Raw genomic sequence first — 15,172 nt, 5'->3', positions numbered from 1 at the left:
TAACCAAATATGATGTCATTTCGCTAAACTAAATTCATTTTAATTGGAAAACGACCATAAAAAAAGTCCCAAAAATGGGACTCTCAATTTTTATTTCTCTCTGATATAAATATCAATCGGCACTCCTGCAAAATCCCAATTTTCTCTAATCTTGTTTTCTAAATAACGTTTATACGGTTCTTTAACATATTGTGGAAGATTGGCAAAGAATACGAATTGAGGCGTTGGCGTTGGCAATTGCATACAATACTTAATTTTTACATATTTTCCTTTCATCGCCGGCGGCGGGTATGATTCAATTACCTTCAGCATATATTCATTAAATTTTGAAGTAGAAATTCTTTGCTTTCTGTTTTCGAAAACCTGAACTGTAGTTTCTAATGCTTTCAATAAACGCTGTTTGGTTAAAGCTGAAACGAATAAAATGGGCACATCAGTAAATGGCATTAACTCTTTACGGATTTTTGCTTCGTAATCTCTGGAAGACATCGTATCTTTTTCTACCAAATCCCATTTGTTTACCAGGATTACAACGCCCTTACGGTTTTTCTCAGCCAGCCAGAAAATACTCTGGTCCTGACCTTCAAATCCACGTGTTGCATCGATAACCAATATACAAATATCTGCATGCTCAATTGCTCTTACAGAACGCATTACAGAATAAAATTCTAAATCTTCCTTCACTTTTGCTTTACGACGGATTCCCGCAGTATCAACTAAATTGAATTCAAAACCAAAACGGTCAAATTTGGTATCAATTGCATCACGGGTTGTACCTGCAATATCCGTTACAATATAACGATCCTGACCAATCAAAGCGTTGATAAAACTGGATTTACCGGCATTCGGGCGTCCTACAACAGCAAAACGAGGCAAATCTTCCTTAACCTCAACTACTGGTTTCTCAGGAAATGCCTCAATTAAAGCATCCAATAAATCCCCAGTTCCACTTCCTGAAATACTGGCAAATGTGTAATATTCTCCTAATCCAAGGTTATAAAACTCTACAGCATCTTTCTCACGCATAGCATTATCAACCTTGTTTACAGCCAACAAAACCGGTTTCGTTACTTTACGTAACAATTTTGCAACGGTCTCATCCATTGGCGTAATACCTTCTTCAACATCTACCACAAAAATAATAACATCAGCTTCGTCGATAGCAAGTTCTACCTGTTTACGGATTTCACCTTCAAAAACGTCATCAGACCCCCGAACGTATCCACCTGTATCAATGACAGAAAACTCTTTTCCATTCCACTCGCTTTTACCATAGTTTCTATCACGGGTAACCCCGGAAACTGAATCTACAATAGCTTCTCTTCTTTGTATCAGCCTATTAAACAGGGTTGATTTCCCTACATTAGGTCTTCCTACTATCGCAACAATGTTATTCATTTTTTTGAATTTTAGATTCCAGACTCACAATTTCAGATTTTGTTTTTGACTAAATCACAGTAAATTATAAATCTAAAATGCTTTATTTAAATTTTTTGCAAAGGTAGTTAAAAAAGTTGCTAAGATGCTAAGTTTCTAAGTACCTAAGATTTTTTATATTATTTTAGGAGCTGTTTCCTTCTATCCGTTTCAATCTTTTGTTCCGCTAAAGAAGCGTCACAAAAGGATTTCCACTGCTATCAGGGCTAGGGCATTATGGTTTATAGAATGTTTTTCATTAAATTTTTTATTCTTTTCTTAACCAGCCAAGCAATCTGCTATTTTCAATTTTATATTTGCCTTCCTGCTTTTTCAGAACAAAAACTTCTCTTGAACTACTAAATGGTCCCGGATTCTGCTGAATAATCTCCACTTCAGTTTCAGAAATTTTAGAAATTATGGCTACATGTCCAAACCTGTTTAAAACCGATCCTGAAAAAATCACCAAATCTCCGATTTCAGGTTTTGCTTTGCTAAGATTTGTATATTGAATTAAATCTCGTTTCAGATTCAATTCGCCATCCTTTACTTTCGGATCGAAAAAATCTTTTGCATGCCCATATGCATCCGGCATTTTATGATTGTAATGTTCGTAATAATATCGTTTTACGAATTCTACACATTGGTATTTAAGACCTAAATTATAGTTATCTTTTGTAACGTTTCTCTCGACAACGTTATCAACTCCGCCGTTGTAATAAACCTTCACTCCGTTTAAACTATCGAGTGACTGTCCGATTTTATAATTCCTGTTTAGATTTATTTTTTTAACGAATCTAATTCCTGCGTAACCCAAAACTAAAACTGAAATGATCAGGAGCGTAATCTTTTTAATTTTCATTTATTTCTTTTAAAAACGAATGTTCTTCTGAGTTTTATTTGCGTGAGGGATTGAGGCGGTATCCTTTTGTGAAGTGAAACGTAACAAAAGATATAGCTGAAAGCCCGACCCGCAGGGACACGCCCAAATCATTTTACTGATTATACCCGAATCGTTTCAGCATATTAGCATTGCTTCTCCAGTTTTTATTCACTTTTACGTAAAGCTCAATGTGAATTTGTTTTCCGAAGAATTTCTCTAAATCGGCACGGGCATCAGTGCCCACTTTCTTCAAGGCTGCGCCTTTATGACCAATGATGATTCCTTTTTGCGTATCGCGCTCCACCATAATTACTGAACGGATTCTGATAATTTTTTCGTCTTCGTGGAATTCTTCTGTTACGATTTCAACCGCATACGGAATCTCTTTGCTGTAATTCAACAAGATTTTCTCGCGAATCGTTTCGTTTACGAAGAAACGTTCTGGTTTGTCTGTTAACTGGTCTTTAGGATAATAAGCCGGAGATTCTGGCAATAATTCTATAATTCTTCCAAAAACTTCCGGTACATTAAAATTCTGTAAGGCCGAGATTGGGAAAATTTCTGCATTTGGCACTTTTTCTTTCCAGAAAGCAACTTGTTGTTCTAATTGTTCCTGGTTCGAATTGTCAATTTTATTTAAAAGCAGTAAAACCGGAATTTTAGCGTGGATAATTTTCTTAAAGAAGTCTTCGTCTTTTAAATCCTGCTCTCCTATTTCGACCATATAAACTAAAATGTCAGCATCTTCAAAAGCCGATTTTACGAAGTTCATCATCGATTCCTGCATTTCGTAAGCGGGTTTGATGATTCCTGGCGTGTCAGACAAAACCAATTGAAAGTCTTCTCCGTTTACGATTCCTAAAATTCTATGACGTGTAGTTTGTGCTTTTGAGGTAATGATCGATAATCGTTCTCCAACGAAGGCGTTCATCAGGGTTGATTTTCCAACATTTGGATTTCCGATAATGTTTACGAATCCTGCTTTATGTGACATTTGTGTATTATTTTAAGCTGCAAAGGTAGTCATATCAACTCAATACAGAAAATAAAACATTTTTTTAAGTTTTCGTTGGAAATCTAAAAAATGGGCGTATCTTTGCACCCGAAACATCGCGGGATAGAGCAGTAGGCAGCTCGTCGGGCTCATAACCCGAAGGTCACAGGTTCGAGTCCTGTTCCCGCTACTATAAAAAATGTAAAGCCTGAGAAATATAGATTTCTCAGGCTTTTTTATACTCCAAAATTCTTTTTTTTATTCAACTTTCTTTGCAATCACATCACTTCCCATATTTAAAGTAAGGCTTGTAATTTTTCCGTTTTCACCGATATTGAAAGTAAATTGAGCGGTTACTATTTTACTGTAAAACCTATTTTGTGATATCGGAAATACTGTTGTTATTTCTTCACCAGTTCCCTGAATAAACAACTGCTTATTTTCTGAAGTTACTGTGAAAAAATAATTTTTATTCAACTGATACTTGCCCTCATATGATTTAAGGATTTCTGATGTAACTGTTACTTCTCCTACAACGTCGGCAGAAGAAATTCCTAATTTAGAAAGAACTTTAATTCCATTGGCGTTATTTGGATCAAGTTTTACTGATTTTTTATAATTTTCGGTAGCATTTACAGTATCGTTAAGAACTAGATAAACTTCGCCCAAACTATCATAAACATTTGAAGATTTTGGATTTAATTCAGCATTGAATTTGAATAAAGACAATGCATCATTTATTTTCTTTTCAGTTAAAAAACTATATCCCAATTCATTGATAGCGTCGTCATCAAAAACAAATTGATCAGGTGATTCTTTTATTGCTTCTCTTGTAATTCTTATAGCGACATCTGTAGAATTATTTTTTAAAGATTCTTTCAATTTAGAAAAAACAGGACGTTTAGGAAGCTTGTAAGGATTGCCATCTAAAATATTGTCGACAGATTCATTTATCTCATTAAGTGCAACCGCGTTACCATTATTAGTAAGTAAAATATACGAATTTTTTTTTCTTAAATTTCTTTTTATAAAAGTCCTATATCCAAAATCACTTCCTGAGTGTTCTACTCTTTTTTGTTGCTCATTATCATTTATTCTCCAGCCAAATCCATAATTTGACAGAGAGCCATTATTCAAAATTGTATTGGTAAAAGCTTCATCCATTATTTTATTTGACACAAGTTTTTGGCTGTACAAGGATTGTTCCCATAAAAACAGATCATCTACATTTGATATCATACCTGTAGAACCTGTATGAGAAATCATTAAATCGTTTATTCCACCAATTCTTGAATAGCCAATTGCTCTATTTTTTATTATAATTGGCGAATCGCTACAAACCATAGTGTTTTTCATCTTTAAAGGCTCAAAAATATTCTCCTTCAAAAATGTTGACAAAGGTTGACCAGAAATTTTTTCTATAATTAATGCCAACATTATGTAACCTCCGTTGTTATAGCTATATTTTTCTCCTGTTTTAAAATCCAATTGTTTCTGATCTGTTAGTATTTTCAGTACTTCAGCATTTGATACAATATCTTTATCCGTATACCCATAATATTGTGGCAAACCTGATGTGTGGTTTAATAAACTTTTTATTGTAATAGTATTTGCATAAGTAGAAAAATCAGGGTAATATTTTATGAGCTTATCATCATAAGAAAGCTTTTTTCGTTCTTTTAAAATCATAATTCCCATTGCTGTAAATTGCTTAGAAATAGAAGCTAGTCCGAATGTAGATTCTGGAGTTAATTTTTGTTTCGTTTCATTGTTTAAATTGCCTAAAGCTTTTCTATAAATTACTTTTCCGTTTTCAGAAACTAAAATTGTTCCATTAAAAATACCATTTGCATAGCAATGCTTCATTAAGTTGTCTAATTCTGTGGATTTATTTTGCGCCACGACATTAATAACAGATAGGATTGAAATAATAAGATTTAAAATAGATATTTTTAAACCTTTTTTGTAATTAGAAAAATAGAATCCCCAATGTAGTTTTCTTATCATAATGTGTTAGTTGTTAAATTTATAAAACTATTCCTTTATTTTCTAGCACTTGTTAAGAAAGCTACAATTAAAATATAAAAAAGACATAAATTTTATGAGAAAAAAATACAAATAAACTATTAAGTCTGTTCATTTGCATTATATCACAACATCTTATTTTGCAAAAAAAAGAACACATATTCCTAATTAATACCTGCGAACGACATAAAAATCATTTAACAATAGGTTAGATATTTGATTGCTTCCCGCTACTAAAAATATTTGAAGCCTGAGAAAATTATATTTCTCAGGCTTTTTTATTATTTTATAAACTCCAATTATTTCACATTTACCAACATTGGATTTTTCAACTCTTGTGAAAATCGATCCAGATACTCAAACCATTGTCCTGAATTTGTAATTTTACCTGCTTTATCCCATGAAGCTCCTGTATAATAAACAATTGCTTCATTATTTTTTACTTCTATGACTGCTAATAGCTGCTCTTTATTCACCAGCATATTTTTGACAGGAGTTGTCAAAATAGCACCAACACCAGTAGTACCGTCTTCTTTGAATGTTGGCTCCCAATAACCTAAAATACCATTTTGCTCGTTTAATGAAACAACTCCTTGTTCCGGTCTTTTGATAATTCCTACCACAACCGGCATAGGTTTATTATCTTCAAAAGTATATACGTTTTCTACTCTATTTAGCTGCGATCCTGCATCGAGGGAAATGGTTTTTACAGCTTTAACTTTTACACCACCTGCATTCCATTCGTCGTATCCAAGCTGAAAAGTTGTACGTAGCGGACCATTATCTAATACTTTCCACTGGTGGTAATTGGCAGAATATCGTATTGTATCTTTAATATATGGTGCCATATTTCCGGCACCTAACGTATGCCCGACATGGTAATAATCCATTCCGTTGCCATTATCTTTATGGTAATTTCCTAACTTATAGCGTTCGTTAACGACCATTTTATTGGTTCTTTTTACCCAAACATCAAATCCGTAGGCATCTTCATTGGTATTTTCTATGGCTTTACCATAAGTACGAAAAGCTATTTTATCATTTTCCCATGCAAAATCATCTTTACGTTCCGGTACAAAACGGGCATACGTTTTAACTTCTATCGGATTTGGTTTTCCTTTTTGAATAGAAAGACGAACTGTTGCTTTTGCCTTAACATTTACCTGTACCAGCAAATTCTGAATTCCAGGAAGTCCTTTATGCTCTAATTGATACGGAATCTGTTTTTTGGTTGTAGTATTTATTACAACAAAATTTGCTGTATCAATTTGAGAATAATGAGACAGAATCGTTTCCCATTTAATGGCAACTACGGCTTCTTTTCTTTCTAAATCTGAATTATTTTGGATTTCAATTATACCTTTTGCCTGAGAAAAAGCCATAAGCGGTAAAAGAATAATGACTGAATAAATGTATTTAATCTGTTTCATGTAATAGAAGGTTTGAATCTGAAATTTTGTATATGATATTTTGTAAAATATCGGTACAAAATAAGCATTTTTATTCATTTTAAGGTTTCCTCTATTGGCAATAGTAAAAGTGAAGTGGATATAAAAAATCAAAAACCGAAGCAATTTAGCCTGTTCCTCTGAGGCTGATACTTTATAAAAGTGCAAAATAATAGCATTAAACGTTAGTGATTTATAGCTTAATATTGCTGTAAAAATGAAATGTCCGATAGCCGGACATTTTGATTTTACTAAGATTGCTTTAATTATAGAAAATAAAGAATACTATTTATAAAGACATATTGTATCACTTAAATTTTCTTTACTAATAAATGCAGTAATATACTCCTGGACTTCATTAGTTGACTCTACCGGTGTTGCAAACGAATTGATATGAAATTCATCATCCTGATCCAGTATATGTATTATTTCTGTATATCCTTTCGAAATTAAACTTCCTTTTAATCTAATTATATTCAACTGCTGCTGACCATTTAATTCCTTACGAACCTTAAGTTTTATAGCTTTATCCATAGTAAATATTTTAAATTAATAAGCCGTTTGATTTAATCAAATATAACTATTAATTGAGTTAAAAACAATTATAAAACCTCAACATAAAACACTATTTATCAACATTTTAATAACAATTTTTAAAAAACATTATTAATATCTCTGCAATAACTATATATCCTCCTTATCTACATTTTTGATGTACAGATCTTTTTAAGCTATGTTATACTCTTAATAAAAGTCATTAAAATACTTAGGGAGATTATTTATATACATTCCCTGAGTATTTATCTTTATAACATACTCATTATTTGTATCAAAAATCCTGATACTCTAAAGTAATATTATATACTAAATCATTATTGTGAGCCCGGAATATTTTCATTTGTGTTACCTGATCTTTTATATTATAGGTATATTCAATTTTACTGTTAATTAAATAACCGCCCGTAACAAGACTCTTTTGAGCAAAGGTCTGAGGATTATTTTGAATTGATAATTTTGTTCCTTCAATCTGCATGAGAAGACTAGGTAAAACAGCGTTTAAATAACTAACTTCTGAACGCTTCTTAGTATCATAATTACTAAAAATGTATTCTGTATCGTCATCAGCATTATCTGTATAATCGAGCACAACACGTTGTATATTACCGGATGAAGTAAAACGATAATACCAGGTTTCAAATAAATGACCCGACGGATTTTTTATTCTTCTTTCTTTTCCCCCGTCTGAACGATGATACCATTCGATAATATATTTAAGTACATTATTGATATATTCCTCTTCTTTTACCATACCATTTGCATTGTAGAAATATATTTTTTTTTCTAATGGCTTTGAAGGATCATCATAATCTTTTATCGATGTAATTTTACCATTTTCATAATCATAAGTTGTAATGGCATTTAATTGAGGGTTTTTATTAATAGCCTTATGCGTCTTCATGCGTTTTTGACTATCATAAGTATATTCATTTGTTAAAGTTATATTCCCACCAGCATCTTTGTATATTGATTTTACTGTCAGGCTGACCTTCTGTAATGGAGTATGGTCTACATCTCCATCATCTTTAGAACAGGATAGTAAGAGCATACAAAATATTGGTAACAATAGATATTTCATGTTTTATTTTAATTAATATTTTATAATTGATATTATTAGATTAGTATAAATTGATTTTCAAAAGAGTTACTATTATAATTTATTACTCAGCTACAGTTATATCAAGTGCTACTGCATTTTGTCTGCCAATATTCGTAGCAATACCATTTTTCCATACTTTCGCATTATTTAGGGTTCCGTCACTCTCACTGCCCGATATGTATACTGTATTATCATCAACGACTATGTTTGTCAGTTGACAATCCTGTGTTCCGTCGGAAATATTGTTGATTTGTCCGTTTTTCCAAAGCTTGCCCTGCCACTTTTTGGTTTCAGCATTATATTGCTCAAAAATTACGTAAACATCATTTCCTGATACATGAATGCCTGTTGCTTTTGCAATTTTACTGGCGACGATTGTGGCTTTACCTTTTTTCCAGAATTTTGCATTTCCCTGTTCTTCTCCTGCCACATATACATCACTATTGGATACAAATAAAGCATTGGCTTCGGCACTTTTTACGACATCTGTAAGGTCTTCTGAAACTCCATTTTTCCAGAGTTTTACTATTTGCATTCCATTGCTTGCTTCAGAACCGACAACATATACATTTCCTCCTGATACTGCTATTGCATTTGCTATTCCTTCTTTTGTATCGTCTGTAAGCGCAGAGGCTGTTCCATTTTTCCAAATTTTAGCTACATTCAAAGAACCATTAAATTCATTCCCCAGAATGTATACATCATTGCCCGCTACATATAAATCAGTAACAACTGCATCTTTTGAACCGTCCGTAATAGTTACAGGCTTCCCGTTTTTCCAAAGTTTTATTTGCCTGTTCGAACCTTCTTCTGCACTAACAGATTCGTGACCTGCTACATAAACATCCTTTCCAGACACAAACACAGCTTTTGCAACAGAGTTTTTTCCTGCTGTACCTAAATTTACAGCCACACCTTTTTGCCATATCACAGCCTGATTTACCCCTCCGTTTTGTTCATAACCGGCAACATACACATTCGAGATTTCAGAATTGCCAGTTGTCTCATCATCTTTACTGCATCCAGGCATGGTCAGCAGTAGTATTGAGAATATTACACTGATGTTCATTATTCTTACATTCATTTTCATAAAGGTTTTTGATTTAAAAATTCTTCTTTGATATATGTTTAAAATCTTAGATGCAATGGAAAAATAAAGCCTGACATAAAAATGGAAGTATATCAATTTTTACAAAGCATTTTTATCTGAATTCCACTGGATGCAAAATAAAATTCTTACAATTTAACTTCATTGTAAAAAATGCTAAGTCTGAAAGCTTTTTTTATTTATTGACTTATTTATCTTTACCTTCGGTATTTAATTCATGTCTTTATTTGGAACTCTATTACCCACAACCTGCCCTCCAACATCTGATATCGTGTTATCGGGTAATAAATTTTGGAAGTAATCCTGCCTTTAATCAGCCGTGGATGGTTTCGCCTTCGGGATATAACACATTGACGATACTTATTTCTCCGGCAAGTGTACTGGATATTGGCAGGGGAGAAAATATGCGGGCACGCATTCGTTTCAGCGGGCAATTGGATGGAGTCAGGCATTTTTCGAGCGATGTATGCCTCAATACCGGGATTTTTGTTGAATTTAAACCTGGTGCAGCTTACACATTGTGGGGTATTCCACAACAAAATTTCACCAATAGATGGACAGAAGCAGATGATTTCTTACCAAATACTTCAAGCCTTTATAACCCCTTAGACGATAGTTACCCAAATATAAAAAAGACAATTGCTGTTGTTGACAACTGGTTATTGGAACAAGCTTTAAGGTCAAAAAAAGATTGTCGAAAAGAACTTATGGCCGCCATGCAGCTCATTAAGGAAAGTAATGGTCAGATTGATATTGTTCAGCTTCGTAACCATGTAGGCATGACGAGGGCATCTTTTCAAAATCACTTTAAGGAACAGGTGGGTGTTTCGCCTAAAATGTATAGCCGTATCATTCGGGCAAATGCTTTATACAAAGATGTACTACAAATGGACACACTGGATTGGCAGCAGATTATACATGATTATAAGTTTTTTGATCAGGCACACTTAATTAAGGATTTTCAACATTTTTTTGGTCATTCTCCTTCTCACTTTTTTGAGCAATCGCAATTTGCAAAAGATTTTAGTCATTTACTGGAAGACAATTCCAATAAATGATGATAATCCAAATTATTTGTCTTTTAAAATTGTCTCCTGAAGTTCTTCCAAAGATTTCCCTTTCGTTTCAGGCATCATAAAAATCACAAAAAGCAATTGAAATACCATCATCACAGCAAAAATCAAAAAGACAACTCCCGCACCAATTGTCGAAAATAAAAAAGGGATCGCAGATGGAATAATTGCTGCTAAAACCCAATGCGTGGAAGAACCGAACGCCTGTCCACCTGCTCTTAAGTGATTAGGGAATATCTCAGAAATAAAAACCCAAATGACAGCACCCTGCCCAATGGCATGAGAAGCAATAAACAGAAACAAAAAGAGGGGAACCTGCACACCCTGCCATTTTAAGAAGAATGCAACTGATACAAGACTTAGAGATATGATGTAGCCAATAGAGCCAATATACATTAATACTTTCCTTCCTAAAACATCAATTAAAAATACTCCAAATAATGTAAATACAAGATTAGTAATTCCAATTCCTACACTGCTCATTAATGCTGCGCTTTCTTCTAATCCTGCTTCTGCGAAAATTCTTGGTGCGTAATATAAAAATGCATTTATACCTGAAAACTGATTAAACACTGCTATTAAAAAAGCCAGAATTAACGGAAATCTGTATTTCTTCAAAAATATGGTTTCCCCTTTTATAGCTTCATTTTCGCTTTCGCCAATATGCATTTCCTGCATCAAATCTTCAATTTTTGCTGTAGGGTCAATTTTTTCTAAAATAACCTTAGCCTCATGAATTCTCGATTTTGACAATAACCATCTTGGACTTTCCGGAATAGTAAAAACAATAACAGTGTAAATAAAAGCCGGAAAAGCCATCACTCCAACCATCCATCGCCATGCGTTTTCGCCTGCATCTCTCAACAAATAATTAGATAAAAAAGCCATTAAAATTCCTAAAACGATATTAAACTGATATAAGGACACTAATCTTCCGCGATCTTTTGCAGGAGCGATTTCAGAAACATATGCCGGGGCAGCAATTGTAGACGCTCCTATTCCTAATCCGCCCAAAAAACGGAAAAATGCGAAAGTCCACGGATCATTTGAGAAAGCGGATCCAATGGCAGATCCTAAAAATAAAATACCAATCCAGATGAGAGTTTTCTTTCTTCCTAAAGTATTGGTTGGAATACCTCCAAAGATAGCTCCCAAAACAGTTCCCCATAAAGCCATTGCCATTACTACTGATCCATGAAAAACATCTGAAGTATGCCATAATTCCTGTAATTTTTTATCGGCTCCGGAGATTACAACAGTATCAAATCCAAATAAAAAACCGGCCAAAGCAGCCGTTATTGACCATAAAAGTATTTTATTCATAATTAAGGTTTAGTTAGTTAGTTAGTAGTATGTTTTTTCTAATTTTGTTCCTAAAGACTATATTCAATATTTAAGTAACATAAATTTAGTAAAACGATTTAGTAAAATACAAATATATAGTTTTTAGGTAATTAAATACCAAATAAATATTTTAAAGATATCCTTAATACTCTAAAACAAATTATGACTATTCAATTAGTATCAGAATGGATAACATTCGTAATTACTTGTTTAGTCGATATTGTTTTTCAAGTATTCAGCTTTAATTATAAATTCCTATTAATTATAGAACTATAAGCTATTTTTCTGTAATACCTTCATCAATACTTTAGAATAAATTTGTAAATATCAAAGGTTAAAAACACAAGACTAAAACAATAATCATTCTAAAACAACAATATCATGGAAAATCAAAACAACAACGAATACGGCCAAACAGATCCGGATTTTATTGATCAAAACACACTTGTTGATGGTAGTGATATTCAAAATCAAACTCATTCCCAGCCGGTGCCGAATAAAGAAAATAAAACAGAATTCGGAGAAAGCGATCCTGATTACATAGATCAAAATACACTCGTTGACAATGATAATTATGCGAGAGATGAAGATCCATATCAATATCAGGAAGAATTTATTGAAGATCTCAAACATCCTGAAAACGATTTTGAAACCAATAAAACTAAATCAGAGAAACAGGAAAATATCGTAAATAAAGACGACGTTATTACGAATGATGAAAACAAAAATGATTTAAACTCAAATAAAGAGTAATCGGATTTGAATTCGTTATAAATGCAAAAAAGAAGCCGTTCCAAAACATATTTTGAACGGCTTCTTCATTTATTTTAATTTTATTATTTGGTTATAACTTGTATTTCTCCTCCATTTTTAAACAAATCATGAGGAATGAAATAACCGTTAATTTTAGAACCGTTTACTTTAATGGCTTCTAAATCTCTTTTCCCATTAGGATTTTTTATTGTTAGTTTCTTTCCTGCTGGTGTAGTCCAGGCCACTTCCTTAAAAATTGGAACTGTTACAATGTATTCAGGATCGGCAGGCGATAACGGGTAAAGTCCAAGCGCTCCAAACACATACCACGAAGACATTTCACCCGCATCATCCATACCACTCAGGGCAAGTTTTTCTGGACCAATCCCGTACATTGTTTCTAAGATTTCGTCTATTCTCTTTTGCGATTTTTCAGGTTTGTTTACAAAATAATACGAAAATGGCGCTTCATGAGCCGGCTGGTTCCCATGACAATATTGTCCTATAAACCCCGAAATATTCCATGCAATATAATTTGTATTCCATGGTTTTGTAAACAGTTCGTCTAATTTAGCTTCGAAAGGCTTGTCACCGCCATAAAGTTTGACTAATCCGGGCATATCATGCGGTACATAAAAGGAAACGTTCCATGCATTCGCTTCCCTGTACATGTACTCATAGTACGGAAATTCAGGGTTGAATGGCGTGACCCATTTTCCATCTTCCAGTTTTCCTCTCATGAAAGTAGTCGACTCATCAAATACGTTGGCATAATTTTTAGCGCGTTTAGCCAAATCGTTATAATGTTCTGTGTCATTTAACTCTTTAGCTAATAATGAAAGTGCATGATCATCATAAGCATATTCAAGGGTTTTAGTAACTCCTGCATTCCCTTTGGTTTCTATTTTTGGATTCTTAATATCTTGTTCAGGAACATACCCTTTTGCAATGTATTCTGAAATGTGAGGTCTGGTTCCTCCCTCTTTATAGGCATTATTTAATAATAGCTCGTACGCTTTTTTAACATCATAATTTCTGATTCCGCGCATGTATGAGCCTGCAATAAAGGATGCTGCATGATCTCCATGGAAGAAAGTAGGCATAAAACCTTTAATCTCTCCTTCGTTAATCATGGAACTAATAATATCAGCGGTAACTTCCGGAGAAAAAATGCTTAATAAAACCAATTTATTTCTGTAATCATCCCATAATGAAGGAAGTGTGTAATAACGGTAATTTTCTTTTCGCACTTTTCCGGCTTCATCAATAAACTGACCGTTTACATCACTTCGCAGGGCAGGCCATAAAAACGATCTGTAAAGCATACTGTAAAACATCACGTTTTGCTGCTCGTTTCCTCCTTTAACCTGAATTTTAGAAAGCAGGTTTTCCCACTCGACACTTCCTTCATTAAAAACTTTTGACAGGCTTTTTTCCCCTACTTCGGCTTTTAAATTTTCAGTTGCATTTTCAACACTTACAAACGATAAAGCAATTTTTACTGTAACCGGTTTAGCATCGCCGTCCTTAATATTGACTAAAGTATATCCACCGCTTTTAGCTATATCTTTAGTGTCTAATTTTTCAATAGGACTGCTTAAAGAAGCATAAAAGTATATTTTTTCGCCTCCGGTTCTTTGAAAACCGCTTACCGCATTTGAACTTTCCTGTTTTATCTGCCAGTCATCAACACGGTTATTCGCTCTTCCAAGATCAAAAAGTACTTTTCTGCCTTTGTTATTTTTAAAAGTATATTCGTGCACACCGCAACGCAAAGTTGATGTTAGTTTTACCTGAACATTATACTCTTTTAAATACACTTCGTAATATGCCGGGCTTGCCTTTTCCTGATCATGACTAAAGGATGATTTGTATGGAAAAGAAGCTCCATCCGAAACTGGCAAAAGCGGAATATGACATAAATTCCAGTGTCCTTTATTAGTATGTGTGAATCCTAAAATGTTAGTATCCTCATATTCATATCCTGCTCCCGATCTGTATTTTGTCATCGGACTTAACTGCACCATAGCATTAGGTACTGATGAACCCGGAAATACCAAACCTGCCCAAACTCGCATATCTGCAGGCGGTGTATAGCCTATTATTTTAGTATCAAGCAAAGGCGCTGTCCCAATAAACGGATTTACCAAAGCTGTATATTTCCCTTTTGAAAGGCCTCCACCGGATTTCTGTGCTGCCACATTATAGCCAAAAAATGACATAGAAAGGGCTGCAAGAACAATATTCTTGTGAAATTTTATCATTTTATAAGAATTTAAAAAGTCGTTAAATTAACTTGTTGGGTCTAATTAGTTTTTAATTATGATTTTTCGTCAGTTCAGGTAATTTTCGATAGAAAATCGTATTGATAACAGAAAAATCAAAACGGTTCTCGATACATTTTTTGTTTCGTTTCTCTGCACAAAAAACACTCGAACTGACGTTTTGGATAATTACACCCAACGTGTTAA

12 protein-coding genes and 1 tRNA gene are annotated in these 15,172 nt (G+C 33.6%); 3 read left to right on the top strand and 10 right to left on the bottom strand.

Going from position 1 to position 15,172, the window contains the following annotated elements; all coding sequences use genetic code 11:
- Positions 1 to 90: 90 nt before the first annotated feature.
- The 3 genes from der to era all read right to left on the bottom strand — a co-directional run bounded on the left by der (position 91) and on the right by era (position 3,293).
- Positions 91 to 1,398: a ribosome biogenesis GTPase Der gene (gene der / locus GXM16_RS04020; RefSeq protein ID WP_163392947.1), complete on the bottom strand. Its 1,308-nt coding sequence runs from the start codon at positions 1,396 to 1,398 to the stop codon at positions 91 to 93.
- A gap of 286 nt (positions 1,399 to 1,684) precedes the next feature.
- On the bottom strand, positions 1,685 to 2,278 hold the full coding sequence (locus tag GXM16_RS04015) for a CHAP domain-containing protein (RefSeq protein WP_163392945.1): 594 nt from the start codon (positions 2,276 to 2,278) through the stop codon (positions 1,685 to 1,687).
- A 133-nt stretch (positions 2,279 to 2,411) separates the two neighbouring features.
- Complete coding sequence (era, locus tag GXM16_RS04010; protein ID WP_163392943.1) at positions 2,412 to 3,293, bottom strand: GTPase Era; 882 nt, start codon at positions 3,291 to 3,293, stop codon at positions 2,412 to 2,414.
- A 117-nt stretch (positions 3,294 to 3,410) separates the two neighbouring features.
- Here era and GXM16_RS04005 point away from each other — a divergent pair.
- Positions 3,411 to 3,483, top strand: a tRNA-Met gene (locus GXM16_RS04005).
- Positions 3,484 to 3,551: 68 nt separating this feature from the next.
- Here the strand turns inward: GXM16_RS04005 and GXM16_RS04000 are convergent.
- The 5 genes from GXM16_RS04000 to GXM16_RS03980 form a co-directional block, all read right to left on the bottom strand.
- Positions 3,552 to 5,300 carry a serine hydrolase gene (locus GXM16_RS04000; RefSeq protein WP_163392941.1) on the bottom strand — a complete coding sequence of 583 codons (1,749 nt, stop codon included), beginning with the start codon at positions 5,298 to 5,300 and terminating at the stop codon, positions 3,552 to 3,554.
- Between the two features lie 317 nt (positions 5,301 to 5,617).
- On the bottom strand, positions 5,618 to 6,748 hold the full coding sequence (locus tag GXM16_RS03995; protein ID WP_229684141.1) for a DUF4861 family protein: 1,131 nt from the start codon (positions 6,746 to 6,748) through the stop codon (positions 5,618 to 5,620).
- A gap of 303 nt (positions 6,749 to 7,051) precedes the next feature.
- Entirely contained in the window at positions 7,052 to 7,300 is a 249-nt protein-coding gene (locus GXM16_RS03990) for a hypothetical protein (RefSeq protein WP_163392939.1), read from the bottom strand.
- 295 nt (positions 7,301 to 7,595) lie between these two features.
- Complete coding sequence (locus GXM16_RS03985) at positions 7,596 to 8,402, bottom strand: hypothetical protein (protein WP_163392938.1); 807 nt, start codon at positions 8,400 to 8,402, stop codon at positions 7,596 to 7,598.
- 82 nt (positions 8,403 to 8,484) lie between these two features.
- Positions 8,485 to 9,507 carry a hypothetical protein gene (locus tag GXM16_RS03980; RefSeq protein WP_163392936.1) on the bottom strand — a complete coding sequence of 341 codons (1,023 nt, stop codon included), beginning with the start codon at positions 9,505 to 9,507 and terminating at the stop codon, positions 8,485 to 8,487.
- Positions 9,508 to 9,758: 251 nt separating this feature from the next.
- Between GXM16_RS03980 and GXM16_RS03975 the strand changes: the two genes are divergently transcribed.
- On the top strand, positions 9,759 to 10,589 hold the full coding sequence (locus GXM16_RS03975; RefSeq protein ID WP_163392934.1) for a helix-turn-helix domain-containing protein: 831 nt from the start codon (positions 9,759 to 9,761) through the stop codon (positions 10,587 to 10,589).
- A 12-nt stretch (positions 10,590 to 10,601) separates the two neighbouring features.
- Here GXM16_RS03975 and GXM16_RS03970 read toward each other — a convergent pair whose 3' ends face one another.
- Positions 10,602 to 11,927, bottom strand: a complete 1,326-nt coding sequence (locus tag GXM16_RS03970) for a sugar porter family MFS transporter (protein WP_163392932.1) — start codon at positions 11,925 to 11,927, stop codon at positions 10,602 to 10,604.
- 402 nt (positions 11,928 to 12,329) lie between these two features.
- On the opposite strand from GXM16_RS03970, the gene GXM16_RS03965 reads away from it, so the two are divergent.
- A complete protein-coding gene (locus GXM16_RS03965) occupies positions 12,330 to 12,701 on the top strand; it encodes a hypothetical protein (protein WP_163392930.1) in 372 nt (123 codons plus the stop codon).
- 83 nt (positions 12,702 to 12,784) lie between these two features.
- Here GXM16_RS03965 and GXM16_RS03960 read toward each other — a convergent pair whose 3' ends face one another.
- Complete coding sequence (locus GXM16_RS03960; protein ID WP_163392928.1) at positions 12,785 to 14,965, bottom strand: GH92 family glycosyl hydrolase; 2,181 nt, start codon at positions 14,963 to 14,965, stop codon at positions 12,785 to 12,787.
- Positions 14,966 to 15,172: the final 207 nt, after the last annotated feature.

The organism is Flavobacterium limi, assembly GCF_010645075.1.
Taxonomy (GTDB): Bacteria; Bacteroidota; Bacteroidia; order Flavobacteriales; family Flavobacteriaceae; genus Flavobacterium; species Flavobacterium limi.
Note: the sequence above shows the minus strand (reverse complement) of the source record. Positions and strands in the feature narration are given on the sequence as shown.

Excerpts from the sequence above, each read along its gene's own strand:
- GXM16_RS03980 (WP_163392936.1), bottom strand. The coding sequence starts at position 9,507 with ATGAATGTAAGAATAATGAACATCAGTGTAATATTCTCAATACTACTG.
- GXM16_RS04000 (WP_163392941.1), bottom strand. The coding sequence starts at position 5,300 with ATGATAAGAAAACTACATTGGGGATTCTATTTTTCTAATTACAAAAAA.
- GXM16_RS03990 (WP_163392939.1), bottom strand. The coding sequence starts at position 7,300 with ATGGATAAAGCTATAAAACTTAAGGTTCGTAAGGAATTAAATGGTCAG.
- GXM16_RS03965 (WP_163392930.1), top strand. The coding sequence starts at position 12,330 with ATGGAAAATCAAAACAACAACGAATACGGCCAAACAGATCCGGATTTT.
- GXM16_RS03960 (WP_163392928.1), bottom strand. The coding sequence starts at position 14,965 with ATGATAAAATTTCACAAGAATATTGTTCTTGCAGCCCTTTCTATGTCA.
- GXM16_RS03985 (WP_163392938.1), bottom strand. The coding sequence starts at position 8,402 with ATGAAATATCTATTGTTACCAATATTTTGTATGCTCTTACTATCCTGT.
- GXM16_RS04015 (WP_163392945.1), bottom strand. The coding sequence starts at position 2,278 with ATGAAAATTAAAAAGATTACGCTCCTGATCATTTCAGTTTTAGTTTTG.
- GXM16_RS03995 (WP_229684141.1), bottom strand. The coding sequence starts at position 6,748 with ATGAAACAGATTAAATACATTTATTCAGTCATTATTCTTTTACCGCTT.
- der (WP_163392947.1), bottom strand. The coding sequence starts at position 1,398 with ATGAATAACATTGTTGCGATAGTAGGAAGACCTAATGTAGGGAAATCA.
- GXM16_RS03970 (WP_163392932.1), bottom strand. The coding sequence starts at position 11,927 with ATGAATAAAATACTTTTATGGTCAATAACGGCTGCTTTGGCCGGTTTT.
- era (WP_163392943.1), bottom strand. The coding sequence starts at position 3,293 with ATGTCACATAAAGCAGGATTCGTAAACATTATCGGAAATCCAAATGTT.